Origin of the sequence: Micromonospora sp. NPDC049301 (genome assembly GCF_040678715.1) — a bacterium.
GTDB lineage: Bacteria > Actinomycetota > Actinomycetes > Mycobacteriales > Micromonosporaceae > Micromonospora.
On record NZ_JBFAQO010000001.1, the window covers coordinates 123,652 to 139,198 of the forward strand.

13 protein-coding genes and 1 pseudogene are annotated in these 15,547 nt (G+C 75.0%); 8 read left to right on the top strand and 6 right to left on the bottom strand.

From position 1 onward, the window contains the following. The first annotated feature begins 175 nt into the window (after positions 1 to 175). Entirely contained in the window at positions 176 to 1,186 is a 1,011-nt protein-coding gene (locus tag AB0K07_RS00635) for a zinc-binding dehydrogenase (RefSeq protein WP_363749879.1), read from the top strand. 8 nt (positions 1,187 to 1,194) lie between these two features. Here the strand turns inward: AB0K07_RS00635 and AB0K07_RS00640 are convergent, their stop codons facing one another. From AB0K07_RS00640 to AB0K07_RS00650, 3 genes are all read right to left on the bottom strand, one after another. Then, on the bottom strand, positions 1,195 to 2,301 hold the full coding sequence (locus tag AB0K07_RS00640; protein ID WP_363749880.1) for a hypothetical protein: 1,107 nt from the start codon (positions 2,299 to 2,301) through the stop codon (positions 1,195 to 1,197). Between the two features lie 160 nt (positions 2,302 to 2,461). After that, complete coding sequence (locus AB0K07_RS00645; protein ID WP_363749881.1) at positions 2,462 to 2,728, bottom strand: DUF6457 domain-containing protein; 267 nt, start codon at positions 2,726 to 2,728, stop codon at positions 2,462 to 2,464. Beyond that, entirely contained in the window at positions 2,725 to 3,345 is a 621-nt protein-coding gene (locus AB0K07_RS00650; protein ID WP_363749882.1) for an NTP transferase domain-containing protein, read from the bottom strand. Before AB0K07_RS00650 ends, AB0K07_RS00645 begins: the two co-directional genes overlap by 4 nt. A gap of 95 nt (positions 3,346 to 3,440) precedes the next feature. Between AB0K07_RS00650 and fdhD the strand changes: the two genes are divergently transcribed. Next, the gene (fdhD, locus tag AB0K07_RS00655) at positions 3,441 to 4,307 is read left to right on the top strand and encodes a formate dehydrogenase accessory sulfurtransferase FdhD (RefSeq protein WP_363749883.1); all 867 of its coding nucleotides are present in this window, start codon (positions 3,441 to 3,443) and stop codon (positions 4,305 to 4,307) included. Between the two features lie 4 nt (positions 4,308 to 4,311). Here fdhD and AB0K07_RS00660 read toward each other — a convergent pair whose 3' ends face one another. Beyond that, a complete protein-coding gene (locus AB0K07_RS00660; protein WP_363749884.1) occupies positions 4,312 to 5,358 on the bottom strand; it encodes a DUF4192 domain-containing protein in 1,047 nt (348 codons plus the stop codon). A gap of 194 nt (positions 5,359 to 5,552) precedes the next feature. Here AB0K07_RS00660 and AB0K07_RS00665 point away from each other — a divergent pair, with 194 nt between their 5' ends. The 5 genes from AB0K07_RS00665 (at position 5,553) to AB0K07_RS00685 (ending at position 12,246) form a co-directional block, all read left to right on the top strand. Further along, positions 5,553 to 6,467: a fructosamine kinase family protein gene (locus tag AB0K07_RS00665; protein WP_363749885.1), complete on the top strand. Its 915-nt coding sequence runs from the start codon at positions 5,553 to 5,555 to the stop codon at positions 6,465 to 6,467. After that, positions 6,464 to 7,477 (top strand): GTP 3',8-cyclase MoaA, encoded by a 1,014-nt coding sequence (gene moaA, locus AB0K07_RS00670; protein WP_363749886.1) that lies wholly within the window; start codon positions 6,464 to 6,466, stop codon positions 7,475 to 7,477. Before AB0K07_RS00665 ends, moaA begins: the two co-directional genes overlap by 4 nt. 3 nt (positions 7,478 to 7,480) lie before the next feature. Next, positions 7,481 to 7,735 (top strand): MoaD/ThiS family protein, encoded by a 255-nt coding sequence (locus AB0K07_RS00675; RefSeq protein WP_363749887.1) that lies wholly within the window; start codon positions 7,481 to 7,483, stop codon positions 7,733 to 7,735. A 13-nt stretch (positions 7,736 to 7,748) separates the two neighbouring features. Further along, the gene (locus AB0K07_RS00680; RefSeq protein WP_363749888.1) at positions 7,749 to 8,993 is read left to right on the top strand and encodes a metallophosphoesterase; all 1,245 of its coding nucleotides are present in this window, start codon (positions 7,749 to 7,751) and stop codon (positions 8,991 to 8,993) included. 61 nt (positions 8,994 to 9,054) lie between these two features. Beyond that, complete coding sequence (locus AB0K07_RS00685; protein WP_363749889.1) at positions 9,055 to 12,246, top strand: UvrD-helicase domain-containing protein; 3,192 nt, start codon at positions 9,055 to 9,057, stop codon at positions 12,244 to 12,246. Between the two features lie 344 nt (positions 12,247 to 12,590). Here AB0K07_RS00685 and AB0K07_RS00690 read toward each other — a convergent pair whose 3' ends face one another. Both AB0K07_RS00690 and AB0K07_RS00695 read right to left on the bottom strand, forming a co-directional pair. Then, positions 12,591 to 13,232, bottom strand: coding sequence for a prepilin peptidase (locus AB0K07_RS00690; protein WP_363749890.1), 642 nt, complete (start codon positions 13,230 to 13,232; stop codon positions 12,591 to 12,593). Positions 13,233 to 13,242: 10 nt separating this feature from the next. Next, positions 13,243 to 14,247 (bottom strand): EamA family transporter, encoded by a 1,005-nt coding sequence (locus tag AB0K07_RS00695; protein ID WP_363749891.1) that lies wholly within the window; start codon positions 14,245 to 14,247, stop codon positions 13,243 to 13,245. Positions 14,248 to 14,680: 433 nt separating this feature from the next. Here AB0K07_RS00695 and AB0K07_RS00700 point away from each other — a divergent pair. Then, positions 14,681 to 15,133, top strand: a pseudogene (locus AB0K07_RS00700) (hypothetical protein); the annotation flags it as partial. Positions 15,134 to 15,547 lie beyond the last annotated feature (414 nt).

Genomic DNA, 15,547 nt, shown 5'->3' on the forward strand with positions numbered 1-15,547 from the left:
CTCACGACTCCGCGAGACCGGTGGGAACCGGAGCGGGCCGGGCCGCGTCGAACCGCCGTGACCACCGGCCCGGCGGCCGGCCACCGCAGCATGATCCTCCCTCCCCGGCGGGTGGGGCCTGGTTCTCGGGGTTTCCGGGCCCCACCCGCCCTTGACCTCAAGCCCGGTTCAGCAGATGAACTGGTGGCAGAGTGTGGGCACGACGCCCACCGTGGTCGAGGGGGATTTCATGCGGGCGGTCTGGTTGCGTGAATTCGGCGGGCCCGAGGTGCTGGTGCCCGGCCCGGCACCCGACCCGACGCCCGGCCCCGGCCAGGTGCTGATCGACGTCGCACACGTGAACATCACCTTCGTCGAGACGCAGCAGCGCTCCGGTCACCCCGGGCCGCCCCGGGTCACCCCACCGCTGATCCCCGGCAACGGCGTCGGCGGGGTGATCGCCGCCGTCGGGCCGGACGTCGACCCGGCGCTGACCGGGCGGCGCGTGGTCAGCGCCACGGGCGGCTCCGGCGGATACGCCGAACGCGCGGTCGTGGACGCGTCCGCGCCGATCGAGGTGCCGGCCGGGCTGGCGCTGGACGCGGCGGTCGCGCTGCTGGCGGACGGGCGTACCGCCACCATGCTCGTCGAGGCGGTCGGCGTCCGCCCCGGGGACCGGGTGCTGGTGGAGGCCGCTGCGGGCGGGGTGGGCAGCCTGCTCGTGCAGCTCGCGACCCGGGCCGGTGCGCACGTCGTCGGGCTGGCCGGTGGGTCACACAAGGTCGGCCTGCTGCCCGGGCTGGGTGCCGGGCTGGCGGTCGACTACCGCGTGCCGGGCTGGGAGGACCGGATCCGGGACGCGGTGGGCGGCATCGACGTGGTGTTCGACGGGGTCGGTGGGCCGGTCGCCCAAACGGCGTTCGAGCTGCTGGTCCCGGGTGGCCGCATGGTCAGCTTCGGGCTGGCCAGCGGCGAGTGGTCACCGGTGTCCGCGGAGGCCGCCACCGCACGGCAGGTCACGCTGGTCCGGCCGGACGTGCCGCCTGCGCGGCTGCGGGCGTACAGCGGTCGGGCGCTGGCGGAGGCGGCGGCCGGCCGATTGCGGCCCCTGATCGGGCAGCGCTTCCCGCTGGAGCGCGCCGCCGACGCGCACGCCGCCATCGAGGCCCGCTCGACGGTCGGCAAGACCCTGCTGGACGTCTCCTGAGACCGCGCTCAGAGGTACATGCCGGTGCGGTGCTCGGACTCGTCACGGCGGACCGGCTTGTCACCCTCGCCGAAGAACCGCTTGCCGCCGAACTCGCCGTGCAGCCGGTCGTCCAGCTCGTCGGCGAGCCCGGTCATCACCTGTACCGCCAGCATGAGGTGGGTGGCCTGGAAGTTGCGGCCGAAGACCGGGATGGACGCCCAGACCGTGTCGTCGGCGCAGTAGAGGCGCCCGATCGGCATCCGGTTGGTCAGCTCGGAGAGCTTGACGTAGAGCCGCTCGGTCGGCTCCACCTCGGTGAGCACCGGCGAGAAGACGTCCACCAGGGGCGGGTTGTCGCGCACCCGGACGAAGACCATCGCCGACCCGGCACGGATGGTGATGTCGCCGTCCGAGTCGACCTGCAACCGGTCGGTGTCGGACTTGAGCATGGTGGAGACCACGGTGCGGACCCGGTCCGCCAGGTCGAGCACGTCGTCCCGCTCGACCTGCGCGGCGGCCGCCTCGGCCAGTGCCTCCTCCAGGTCGGCCTCGACGTCGGCGTCCGGGCCGAACTCGCTGCGCGCGGTGCCCAGCGGCTCCACGGTCAGCGCCTCACCCTCGGCGTCCTGCACCAGGTAGACGAGGAACGCCGGGTGCGGGGCGCCGTAGACGTCGCGCAGCGTCCGGGAGAGCAGCGCCGCGATTCGGGTCGCCTCCGCCGTCGTGCCGTCCAGCCCGAAGGAACCTCCGGAGCCGGCCACCACCCCGGGCGGGGACCAGCCGAGCGCGACCATGTCCGCCACCGCGGCGCGATCCAGCCGGTAGCCCGCCGGCAGGGCGGCGTTGCCGACCGCCCGGGCGGAGAGCAGACCGTCACCGTCCACGTCGACGCTGATCGAGTAGACGGCGTCCCCGGTCCCGGAGGCGGTGGGGTCCAGGGTCAGCTCGAGGTGCGCGCCGGCGGGCAGCTCCCGCAGCCGGAGGGCGAGCGCGCGGGCGAACTCCCGCCACGCCTCCGTCACCTTGGCCCGCAGGTCGGTGGTGCTCGGCTCGTCGAGCAGGATCGACTCCGCCGGCTCGACCGCACCGCCGGGCAGCTCACCGTTCGGCGCTGAGGGGTGGTCAGCCGTCATGATCGCCTCCGTCCGTCACGATCACCCTACCCACGCCGCCCGGAGCTCGAATCAGCCCGGACCGGGATCGGACACCCGCACGACCCGCGGGTTCTCCCGCGGTCGAAGGGCTGCCTGGTCGGGGCGCTCCGCGCGGCCCCGCCCCGCAGGCGCCCGGCGCTCAGACCGCCGACGGATCGGCGGGATCGGCGCCCAGTTCGACCGGCCAGGTGGCCGCGAGGGCGCTGAGCCGGGCGGCGGCGTCCGCCGGGTCGGCCCCCCGACCCACCGCCAGCCCGAGCAGGTACGCGCTGACCGGCGCGCCCGGTCGCAGCACCTGGTGGGCGACGTCGCGGGCCAGGTCCAGCACCGCCGGCACGGGCACCTGGGCCGGGCTCAGGTCCAGCTCGGCACAGGCCGCCGTCACCCAGTCGTCCATCACCGTCATCGCGCCCACTCCTCCGCCCGGCGTACGTCCTCGTCAGTGTCGCAGTCGAACCAGGGCGGCGGGCCGTCACCGGACCAGGGCACCTCGCGCACGACGAGGCCGGCCAGCAGTGCCCGGACCGGAGCCCCGGCCAGGCTGCCGCCCCGCTCGGCCGCCAGCCGATCCAGCCCGGCCCGCAGCGCGGCGACCCGCCACACCCCGCAGAGCGACTGCCGCCGCCCATCCGCGTCGACGAAGCACGCCCCGTCCGGTGAGCCCTCCAGCCCGGCGTCGCGGGGCGCGGTGAGGTGGGTCAGCAGCTCGCCGATCGCGGTGCGGGTGAGCAGCGGCAGGTCGGCGGCGAGCAGCGCGACCAGGCTCGTTCCCGGGTCGAGCAGTGCCAGCCCGGCCGCCGCCGCGGCGACGGGGCCCCCGCCGGGCGGATCCTCACGGATCACCCGCACGCCGGGCGGAACCGCGCCCGCCGGACCGACCAGCACCCGCGGCGCGGCATCGGCGACGGCGGCCAGCACCCGGTCGCGCATCGACCGGCCACCGACCGGGACCGCCGGCTTGTCCACCCCACCCATCCGTCGGGCGGCCCCACCGGCGAGCACCACGGCCGCGTACGTCCCCATCCGGCCACGGTAGTCGTGCCGGCATCCGGTCGCCGGCCCGGCGCCGATGCCCGGTGGCCGTGCGGACGGACCGGCGAGGGGTGCAGGATGGCGGGATGGGACGGGCGACTGACCGACGGGGCGTACTCCGGATCGACCTGGACGCGACGGCCGACGGACGCGGGTCCGTCCGCCGGCCGGACACCCTGGCGGTGGAGGAGCCGCTGGAGATCCGGGTGGGCGCGGCCGGCCCCGGCCGGCGACGGCCGCTCGCGGTCACCATGCGCACCCCCGGCGACGACCTGGACCTGGCCATCGGCTTCCTGCTGACCGAGGGGCTGATCCGGTCCACCGACGACGTACAGACCGCGCAGCTCTGCGCCGGCGCGGAGACACCGAACACGTACAACGTGGTGGACGTGGTCCTCGCCCCCGGAGTGCCGGAACCGACCACCGACCCGTCCCGGAACTTCTACACGACCAGCTCCTGCGGGGTCTGCGGCAAGGCCAGCATCGACGCGGTCCGTACCCGTTCGCTGTTCCCGGTGGCGGCGGACCCGCTCACCGTGCCGGCCGCCCTGCTCGCCGAACTGCCCGACCGGCTGCGCGCCGGCCAGCGCGGCTTCGACCGGACCGGTGGGCTGCACGCGGCGGGGCTGTTCACCGCGGCCGGAGAGCTGGTGGTGCTCCGGGAGGACGTGGGCCGGCACAACGCCGTCGACAAGGTGATCGGCTGGGCGGTGCGGGAGCGGCGGCTGCCGCTGGCCGGGCACCTGCTGCTGGTCTCCGGCCGGGCCAGCTTCGAGCTGACCCAGAAGGCGTGGATGGCCGGGCTGCCACTGCTGGCCGCGGTCTCCGCGCCGAGCACCCTCGCCGTCGAGCTGGCCGACGAGGCCGGGATGACGCTGGTGGGCTTCCTGCGCGGACCGACCATGAACGTCTACGCCGGCCCACAGCGGATCATGGTGGAGCAGCCGGCCTGACCCGTCAGCGGCGGCCACGCCGGCTCCGCTTGCGGGGGCGGACCACGCCGGGCAGACCGATCGACGGCCAGCCGTCCAGCTCGGACGGGGGTACGCCGCGCCGGAGCAGGTCGTCCAGGAGCACGGCGAGCGAGTAGTCGGGGTGCAGACTCAGCGTGCGCTCCAGCGCGACCGCCGCCAGCGCTCCCTGCCCCGCCCGCCAGGCGGCGAACGCCAGCAGCGCGCCCGGCGCGGCGGTGAACTCCGACTCGGCCCGGCGCAGCACGTCGGTCCAGAGGGCGATGTCCCGGTCCCGACCGTCGGTGCGCTCCCAGGCGTGGTCGCGGATCGGCAGGTGCGTCAGCAGGAGGCTCAGCCAGGCCACCTCGTCGTCGTCGAGGCGTTCGCCGCGCCGTTGCCGGCGTTGCGCCTCGCGGACCGCCGCCACACCGGCGGAGCGCAGTGCCCGGCCGCCGAGCAGGTCGCTCGCGGGTGCCTGCTCGACCAGCTCGGTCAGCCGCCGCTCGGCGCGCGCGGTGGCGGCGCGCAGCGCGACCCGGGCCGGGCCGTCCACCGGCGACACCTGCGCCACGAGGGCGGCCCGGTCGGGGAGCGCCACCTGGCCGGCGAAGACCGCCGAGGCGGTCACCTGGTTGGCCGCCGGGTCGTAGCGCCGGCCCTCTGGTGGGCAGCAGTCGGCCTCGGTGCAGAGGTACGACCACCACCGGCCGTCGGTCACCCGCAGCGCGTCCAGCACGTCCAACCCGGTGCCGGTCAGGGCGGCCCGCACCGCGTCGACGCTCGGCGTCACCCGGTCGGGTGGCCCGTAGCCGATGACGGTCGCGGCCTCCGCGCCCTGCCGATGGATCACCCCGGCGAGGTGCCGGGCCCGTTCGACGGTGTCGGCCGCCGGATCCGGCAGGTCGGCGCGGGCGGCGAAGATGATCTGCCGGCCGCGCAGCGCCACCGCGACCACGCTGTCGGCGGGGTGGAAGCCGAGCAGGTACGGCACTGCGGCGAGCAGGTCGGCGGGTGAGCGGACGGCGAGCCGGGGGCGTTCGGTCGAGGTCATGCCGGGAGCCTGCGACGGGCTCGCCCGGCTTCGCCGCCCCTGTGGACGACACGCGGGTTATCCACAGTCACTCCCCGTGTTGTTGCTGCTCACCACACATACCCGTACGGCGGGGTCGGACCGGTGGGGCGGGGAGCCGACCCGATGTGTCCGGGCGGCGCCGTTGTGTCGTGGGGAGCGGTTACCGTGCGCTGATGGACCTGGCGTACCTGCGCGCGCACCCGGCACACCTGCCGACGTTCCTGACCCACCAGCGGATCCGGGAGACGCCCGTCGCCGGTGGGGACATCTGCGCCGCCGCCCGGCTCACCCTGGACGACGGCCACTCCGTCTTCGCCAAGTCCTGGCCCGAGCGGGCCGGCCGGCCGGTCCCGGAGGGCTTCTTCGCCGCCGAGGCGGCCGGGTTGCGCTGGCTGCGGGAGGCCGGCACGGTCCCCGTACCGGAGGTGATCGTGGCGTTGCCCGGCCTGCTGGCGCTCGAGTGGGTGGAGCCCGGCGAGCCGACGCCCGAGGCGGCCGAGCGCTTCGGCCGGGAGTTGGCCGGCCTCCACCGGGCCGGCGCACCGGCCTTCGGCGCGACCTGGTCCGGTTTCATCGGGGCGCTCGGGCAGGACAACACCCCCGACGACGGCCCCTGGTCGAGGTGGTTCGCCGAGCGGCGACTCGCCCCCTACCTGCGGCGATCGGTCGACGGCGGTGCGTTGAGCGACGACGACGCCGCGCTGGTCGAGCAGGTGATCGGCCGGATCGGCGAGTTCGGTGGGGACGAGCCGCCCGCCCGCCTCCACGGCGACCTGTGGCCGGGCAACGTGCTGTGGGGCGCCGACGACCGGGCCTGGCTGGTCGACCCGGCGGCGCACGGTGGGCACCGGGAGACGGATCTCGCCCAACTGGCGCTCTTCGGCGGCATTCCGTACCTGGACCGGGCCCTGGCCGCCTACCGGGAGAGCTGGCCGCTCCCCGACCGCTGGCGCGACCGGGTGCCGCTGCACCAACTGCACCTGCTGCTCGTGCACACCGCGCTGTTCGGCGGCGGATACCGAGATGCGGTCATCCAGAACGCCCGCGCCGCCCTGGGCGGGCCCGAGCGCGCTACGGTCGACAGGTGAGCGTCGCCCCGCGGACCGACGGCGTCCTCGTCGACCGGTACGGCCGCGTCGCCCGGGACCTGCGCGTGTCCCTCACCGACAAGTGCAACCTGCGGTGCACCTACTGCATGCCGGCCGAGGGGTTGCCCTGGCTGGCCGGTCCCGAGCTGCTGACCGACGCCGAGATCGTCCGGCTGGTCCGGGTGGCCGTCGAGCGGCTCGGTGTGACCGAGGTGCGGTTCACCGGCGGCGAGCCGCTGATCCGGCCCGGGCTGGTCGGCATCGTGGCGGCGGTCGCCGCACTGGAGCCCCGCCCGCGGATCTCGCTCACCACCAACGGCATCGGGCTGGACCGGCTGGCCCCGGCGCTGCGCACGGCCGGCCTCGACCGGGTGAACGTCTCACTGGACACTCTGGACCAGGGCCGGTTCACCCAGCTCACCCGCCGCGACCGGCTGGGCGCGGTGCTCGCCGGGCTCGCGGGGGCCGCCGACGCCGGGCTCAGCCCCGTGAAGATCAATTCTGTGCTGATGCGCGGCGTCAACGAGGACGAGGCACCGGCCCTGCTGCGCTTCGCCGTCGACCACGGATACCAACTGCGGATCATCGAGCAGATGCCCCTGGACGCCCAGCACGGCTGGGACCGCAGCACGATGGTCACCGCCGAGGAGGTCCTCACCTCCCTGCGTACCCGCTTCGACCTCAGCCCCGACCCGGCCGAGCGCGGCGCGGCGCCGGCGGAGACCTGGCTGGTCGACGGCGGCCCGGCGCGGGTCGGCGTGATCGCCAGCGTCACCCGCCCGTTCTGCGGCGACTGCGACCGCACCCGCCTGACCGCCGACGGCCAGGTCCGCGCGTGCCTCTTCGCCACCGAGGAGTCCGACCTGCGCGCCGCGCTGCGCGCCGGCGCGGACGACGACGACCTGGCCCGGCGCTGGCGCACCGCGATGTGGGGCAAGCGCGCCGGGCACGGCATCGACGATCCCACCTTCCTCCAGCCGACCCGGCCGATGTCCGCGATCGGAGGCTGAGTCGTGGACCCGACGCCGCTGACCGTCCGCTACTTCGCCGGCGCGCGCGCCGCCGCCGGCCGCTCCGAGGAGGTCACCGCCGCCGGCCGGTCACTCGACGACCTCACCGTCGAGCTGGTCCAGCGGCACGGTGACCGGCTCGCCGCCGTGCTGCGGGTGGCGAGTTTCCTCGTGGACGGCGTCACCTGTCATGATCGTCAGGCACCCCTGCCGGGCGGGGCCACGATCGACGTCCTGCCCCCGTTCGCGGGCGGCTGAGGGAGGCGCACAGATGCTGGCGGTTCTGGGGTTTGTGGCCGTCCTGGCGCTGATCACCGGTCTCATCCACCTCTACCTGTGGAAGCGGTTGATCCGGGACACCACCACGCCGGGGCGCTGGCGGCGGGTCGGTGGGATCGCGGCCCTGGTGCTGGCGCTGCTCGTGCCGGTCACCCTCGCCGGGACCCAGGCCGGGCTCTACTGGCTCGCCTGGCCGGGCTACCTCTGGCTCGCGCTGATGTTCTACCTGCTGGTCCTGCTCGCCGTGCTGGAAGTGCCGATGCTGGTCACCCGGCTGGTGCTGCGCCGCCGGGTCACCGCCGCCGAGCCGACCACCGCCGCTCCCGAGCCGGTGCTGGTCGGCGCCGCTGGGCCGACCGAGCCACCGGCCGCGGGCGCCGTCACGGCGCCCGACCACGACCCGGCACGCCGGCTGCTGCTGGCCCGCGGGGCCGCCATCTTCGCCGGCCTCACCGCCGCCGGCATCACGGGGTACGGGGTACGCACCGCGCTCGGCCCGCCACAACTGGACCGGGTGCAGATCCCGCTCGGCAAGCTCCCGCGCAGCATGGACGGCCTGCGCATCGCGACCGTCTCCGACATCCACCTCGGCCCGCTGCGCGGCCGCGTGCACACCGAGCGCATCGTCGCCGCGATCAACCGCCTCGACGCGGATCTGGTCGCGGTCGTCGGTGACCTGGTCGACGGCTCAGTCGCCGAGTTGGGCTCGGCCGCCGCGCCGCTGCGCGACCTGCGCTCCCGGTACGGCAGCTTCTTCGTCACCGGCAACCACGAGTACTACTCCGGGGTGGAGGAGTGGGTCCAGGAGGTGGACCGGCTCGGCCTGCGGGTGCTGCAGAACCAGCGGCAGGAGATCCAGGCCCGGGGCGGCGTACTGGACCTGGCCGGGGTGAACGACCTCTCGGGCACGGGCACCGGCCTCGCCGCCGGTCCGGACTTCGCCGCCGCCCTCGGTGACCGCGACCCGAACCGACCGGTGGTGCTGCTCGCCCACCAGCCGGTGGCGGCGAAGGAGGCGGCGCGCTACGGCGTCGACCTGCAACTGTCCGGGCACACCCACGGCGGGCAGATGGTGCCGTTCAACCTGGCCGTCCGGCTCGAACAGCCGGTGGTCAGCGGGCTCGGCGAGGTCGACGGCACCAAGGTCTACGTGACCAACGGCGCCGGTTTCTGGGGGCCGCCGGTCCGGGTCGGGGCGGAACCGCAGATCACCCTGGTCGAGCTGCGCTCGGCATAGCGGACGTCACGTCCGCGCGTGGCGGCGGGCGGCCGGCGCGGCGAGCGTGACAGGATGCGGCGTGCCCCCGTTCAGCGCCGTACCCCCCGGTGGCCTCCCGCCATTCGTCGCGGACCTGCACATCCACTCGAAGTACTCGCGCGCGTGCAGCCGGGACCTCACCCTGCCGAACCTCGCCTGGTGGGCCCGGCGTAAGGGCATCGCCCTGCTCGGCACCGGCGACTTCACCCACCCCGCCTGGTACGACCACCTGCGCGAGACGCTGCGCCCGGCCGAGCCGGGGCTCTACCGGCTCGCCCCGGAGGCGGAGCGGGACATCGCCCGCCGGTTGCCGCCCCGACTCGCCAGCACGGCGGAGGCGGACCCGGTCCGGTTCATGCTGAGCGTGGAGATCTCCACCATCTACAAGCGGGACGACCGGACCCGCAAGGTGCACCACCTGATCTACCTGCCCGACCTGGACGCCGTGGCCCGGTTCAACGCCGCGCTCGGTCGGATCGGCAATCTCGGCTCCGACGGCCGGCCGATCCTCGGCCTGGACTCGCGGGACCTGCTGGAGATCACCCTCCAGGCGAGCCCGGACGGCTATCTGGTGCCGGCGCACATCTGGACGCCGTGGTTCTCCGCGCTGGGCTCGAAGTCCGGCTTCGACGCGATCGCCGACTGCTACGCCGACCTGGCCGACCACATCTTCGCCGTGGAGACCGGCCTCTCCTCCGACCCGGCGATGAACTGGCGCGTCGGCAGCCTGGACCGCTACCAGCTGGTCTCCAACTCGGACGCGCACTCCCCACCGGCCCTTGGCCGGGAGGCGACCGTGCTGACCTCCGAGCGGGACTACTTCGCCGTCCGGGAGGCGCTGCGGACCGGCGACGGCCTGGCCGGCACCATCGAGTTCTTCCCGGAGGAGGGCAAGTACCACGCGGACGGGCACCGGCTCTGCGGGGTCAACTGGTCTCCGGAGCGGACCCGCGCCGCGGACGGACGCTGCCCCGAGTGCGGCAAGCCGCTCACCGTGGGCGTCCTGAGTCGCGTCGAGGAGCTGGCCGACCGGGCGGAGGGGCACCGGCCGGCGCATGCCCGGGAGGTCACCCACCTGGTGCCGCTGGCCGAGATCCTCGGCGAGATCAACAAGGTGGGCGCCCGGTCGAAGAAGGTCGAGGGCCGGCTCAACGAGCTGCTCGCCGCGCTCGGTCCCGAGCTGGAGATCCTCACCACGACGCCGTTGACCGACATCGCGCAGGTCGGCGGTGAGCTGCTCGCGGAAGGGATCGGGCGGCTGCGTCGCGGCGACGTGCGCCGGGTGCCCGGCTACGACGGCGAGTACGGAGTGATCACCCTCTTCGACCCGGCGGAGCTGGGCGCCGGCGCTGGCACGGCGCAGGAGACGCTGTTCGACGTACCGGTGCCGGCACAGCGCAAACCCGCGGAGCCGGCAGCCCGCGCGACGGCCAAGCGTCCCGCGACGGCGAAGGCGGAGCCGAAGCGCAAGACGGCCTCACCGCCCGCACCGCCGATCGCGTCGCCGCCGTCGCCACACGAGCCGTTCGAGCCGATGCTCGCGGGCATGGAGGAGGTCGGCACGGGCCTCCTGGACCGGTTGGACGCGATGCAGCGGGTGGCCGCGTCCGCACCCGGCGGTCCGTTGCTCATCGTGGCCGGCCCCGGCACCGGCAAGACCCGGACGCTGACCCACCGGATCGCGTACCTGTGCGCGGAGCTGAACGTCTTCCCCGAGCACTGCCTGGCCATCACCTTCACCCGCCGGGCCGCCGAGGAACTGCGTCACCGCCTCGACGGCCTGCTCGGCCCGGTCGCCGAGGACGTCACCGTCGGGACCTTCCACGCGCTGGGCCTGACCATCCTGCGGGAGAACGCCGACGCGGCGGGCCTGCCGGTGGACTTCCGGATCGCCGACGACGCCGAGCGGGCGGCGGCCCGGTCGGAGGCCGGCGACGACCAGGCGAGCTACATCGCGCTGCTGCGCAAGCAGGACCTGGTCGACCTGGACGAACTGGTGAGCCTGCCGGTGGAACTGCTGCGGGCCGACCGGGAGCTGGTCAGGCGGTACCGGGACCGCTGGCGGTGGATCTTCGTCGACGAGTACCAGGACGTCGACGCGGTGCAGTACGAACTGCTGCGGTTGCTCAGCCCGGCCGACGGCAACCTGTGCGCGATCGGCGACCCGGACCAGGCGATCTACTCGTTCCGTGGTGCCGACGTCGGCTACTTCCTGCGCTTCTCCGAGGACTTCACCGACGCCCGGCTGGTCCGACTCAATCGCAACTACCGCTCCTCGGCACCGATCCTGGCCGCCGCCGTGCAGGCCATCGCGCCGTCCTCGCTGGTCCGTGGCCGGCGGCTGGACCCGGCCCGGCTCGACCCGGAGGCGCCGCTGGTCGGTCGCTTCCCCGCGGCGTCCGTCGCGGAGGAGGCCGACTTCGTGGTCCGTACCGTGGACGAGCTGGTCGGCGGGCTGTCCCACCGGTCACTGGACTCGGGTCGGATCGACGGCCGGTCGACGTCGCTGTCGTTCTCGGACATCGCCGTGCTGTACCGCACCGACGCGCAGGCCGCGCCGATCGTGGACGCCCTGGCCCGGGCCAACATCCCGGTGCAGAAACGCTCACACGACCGGCTGCGGGACCGACCCGGTGTGGCGGCCATCGCCCGTGAGCTGCGGCACGCGGACGGGTTGGCCGGCTCGCTGGCGGCCCGGGTGCGGCTGGCCGGTCAGGTGGTCGCGGAGCGGTTCGCCGTGCCGACCCTGGACGGCGCAGGGGCGGGTCGTCCCGAGGACGTCCGATCGGCGGTGGAGCTGTTGACCCCGCTGGCCCGGCGCTGCGGTGACGACCTGGAGATGTTCCTGTCGCAGCTGGCCACGGGCGCGGAGGTGGACGCGCTCGACCCGCGGGCGGAGGCGGTCACCCTGCTCACGTTGCACGCCGCGAAGGGTCTGGAGTTCCCGGTGGTCTTCCTGGTCGGTGTCGACGACGGGCTGCTGCCGCTGCGCTGGCCGGGCTCGACCCCCGACGAGGACGCGATCGCCGAGGAGCGCCGGCTCTTCTTCGTCGGCCTGACCCGGGCCCAGGACCGGCTGTACGTCACGCACGCCGCCCGCCGAACCCGCCACGGGGTCGAACGCGACTGCACGCCGTCGCCGTTCCTCGGCACGATCGACCCGGGGCTCTTCGAACGATTCGGCGAGACCGAGCCGCGCCGACCCAGGGACCGTCAGCTCCGCCTCATCTGACGACCCGGGCGTCCGACGACCCGGCTCCCGGGGACTCGCGGCGATCCGCGGCCCGCACGCACCGACCGGCGCGGCCGTGACCACCCCCGGCGTGGGACGTCCGGGCGGGGTCGGGCCGGGAGCTCTATACCTCAGAGTCATAAGTATGACTCTGAGGTATAGAGCTTATGGGGGGAGTTGAGCGCCGCCGACGGCATCGCCGCCGTGAGAACGGCGACGTGCCGCGGGGCTCGGCAGCAATCAACAGTGAACCCGCGGCGGGTCATCGGCGGACAGCGGCCGGCGAACAGCGGATCACGGCGGACCAGCGGCCGGTCAAGGGCAAGGGCAGCGGCGGGGCCGGGTCAGCCGACGAGCACGGCGAGCCAGGTGCCCGCGAGCAGAGCCGGCCCGAGTGGCAGCAGCGTGTCCCGGCGCACCCGCCGCACGGCGAGCAGGCCGAGCACCACGCCGCCGTGCAGCAGGTGCGGCAGGAGCAACCCGGTCAACAGGGCGTCCGGACCGAGCCAGCCGAGCGGCAGGCCCAGGACGGCGGCGAGCTTCACGTCCCCGAAACCCAACCGGGAGCCGGGCAGCAGCGCCAGCAGCACGTGCGCCGTGCCGGCGACCGCGGCGCCGGTCAGCGCGCCAAGCAGCCGCCCGGGATCATCGGCCAGCAGCGCCGCGCCGGAAAGGCCACCCAGGGCGAGCAGTGCCGTGGCCAGGACCAGCGGGTCGGGCAGCCGCAGGCAGGCCAGGTCGACCACGGCGAGCACCACCCCCACCGCCGCCACCGCGAGGAAGACCGGCAGCGCCGGGTCGTCACCCAGCGCCACGGCGAGGCCGGCGAACACCACGCCCGTCACCGCCGAGCAGAGCAGAAACCAGGGCCGGGACGGCGGCGGGGAGGCCGCCGACGGGGTGGTGAACCGCCGGGCCAGCGGAGGGACGGCGAGGCCGACCAGCACGCCGAGCAACGCCAGCGGCAGCAGCGCGGCGGCCGACATGCGCCGGAGGTTACCGCCGGTCGCCGGCCCGCGCGGCCCCCGATCGCGATACCGCGCCCGGCCGGCGGGGGCGTTCCATGCTCACCACCAGGGCCACCCCGGCGACGATGACCGCCCCGCCGAGCAGCACCTGCGGGGTGATCGGCTCGGCCACCAGCAACGCGCCGAGCGCCACCGCCACCGCCGGGTTGACGTAGGCGTACGTCGAGACCAGCGAGATGGGCGCGTTGTGCAGCAGCCACACGTACGCGGTGAAGGCCACCAGCGAACCGGCCACCATGAGGTAGCCCAACGCCAGCCAGGACCGGGTGCTGACCTCGGCCGGATGGAAGTCGCGTAGCTCGCCTCGCCCGGCGGCAACGACAGCCAGCACCAGTGCGCCGGCCACCATCTCGTACACCGTGGCGACGAACGGGTCGGCGGGCATCCGGATCCTCCCGGACAGGAACGATCCGACCGACCAGGAGACGGCCCCCGCGACCACGGTCAACGCCCCGACCAGCGGCACGGCATCGGAACCGCCGGCCGGCAGCACCAGGAGGACCAGGCCGACGAAGCCGAGGGTGACTCCGGCGAACGTCCAGACCGGCGGCCGGTCCCCGTTCGCGGAGCGCAGCAGCACCACGAGCAGCGGCACGGTCGCCACCAGCAGCGCGGCGATCCCGGACGGCACCGCCACTCCGGACGGCCCGGACTCGGCGAGCACCACCAGGCCGTTGCCGCCAGCGAGCAGGAGCACCCCGATCAGCGCGGCGGAGCCGAGCTGTCGACGGTCCACCCGCAACGCGCCCGGCCCCCGGCGCAGGCGCAACACCACCGCCAGCACCACGGCGGCGACGGCGAACCGCAGGGCGGCGGACGTCAACGGAGGCAGCGTCTCCACGGCGATCCGGATGGCCAGATAGGTGGAGCCCCAGAGCAGGTAGACCACGATCAACGCGGTCCAGATCAGGGTCGGCGTGGCGGCTGCGCCTCGGCCGGCCAGGGCCGCGGCAGTCCGTGGAGGTGAGCTCATCGGTGGACCACGCTACGGTGACCACGGAGTCGGCGTCGCGCTTTGGTGGCCGGCCTCACCACCTGTGCAGGAGGGCGGCATGACGAACTACGGACCACCGGGTGGCGGCGTCCCGGGACCGTGGCGTGGGCAACGACCCGACGAGACGCCCGGACGACCGCCCCAGCAGCCCTACCCGCCCTCGGCGGAGCCCTACCCGCCGGTGGTCCAGTCGTACCCCTCGGCACCCCAGGGGCGACCCGGTCCCTACGGTGACGCGCCCTACGGCGGCTCCTACGGTGGCGGGCCGGAGACGCGCTACGGCGGGTCGGAGGGCTCCTACGACGGCGGGCCGTACCGGCCGGCCGGAGCGACCCCGGCGTACGGCGGCGGGGGGCCGTACCGGCCCGACGACGGTCCGTACGGCGGGGATCCCGCGCCACCCCCGAGCGGGCGCCGTCGGGGTCCGCTGGTCGCGGTGCTGGCCGTCGTGCTGCTGCTGGTGGTGGCGGGCGGCGGCGCGTACTGGTTCCTCAGCGGGTCGGACGACCCGACCCCGAAGGCCGCGCCGACCGGCTCGGCCGTCGCCGATGAGCCCAGCGCGGACGCGACCGACCCGGCCGCGCCGGCGCCGAGCGCCGCAGCACCGGAGTCGTCGGCCGACCCGCGGTTCGTCAAGGTCGGCCAGTGCGTCCGCAACGACGGCGCGGCCGGCGCGAAACCCAAGCTGCTGATCAGCGGCTGCGCCCCGAAGTCGTACGAGGTGCTGCGTCGGATCGACGGTGCCACCAGCGGTGAGCGGGACGCCGAGGCCAAGTGCGCCAAGGTCGAGGGCTACACCAACTGGTACTTCTTCGACAGCGAGCTGGACACCCTCGACTTCGTCCTCTGCCTCAAGCAGCGCTGAGACCACCCACCCTGGGGATGACATGACGACCTACGGACCACCCGGCTCCGGGCAGCCGGACGACCCGTACCAGCGCCCGGCGACCGGCCCCGACGGCCCGCCACCGGTCGACCCGACCCTGCCGCAGTGGGGCGCCCCGCCACCACCCGGCGATGACCCGACCCGGCAGCAGTGGGGCCCACCGCCGGCCGGCGCGGAGCCCCCCACCGCACCCGTGTGGGGTCCTCCGCCGACCTCGGGCCCGGGCTACCCGCCGCCGACCTCGGGCCCGGGCTACCCGCCGCCGCCCGGCTCCGAGGCCGGTTACCCGCCGCCGCCCGGCCCGTTCCCGCCGGCCGGTCCGACGCCCGGGCAGCCGGGCGCGCCGTGGGGCCCGCCGGCGCCGGGCGGGTACGGGATTCCGCCCGCCCCGCC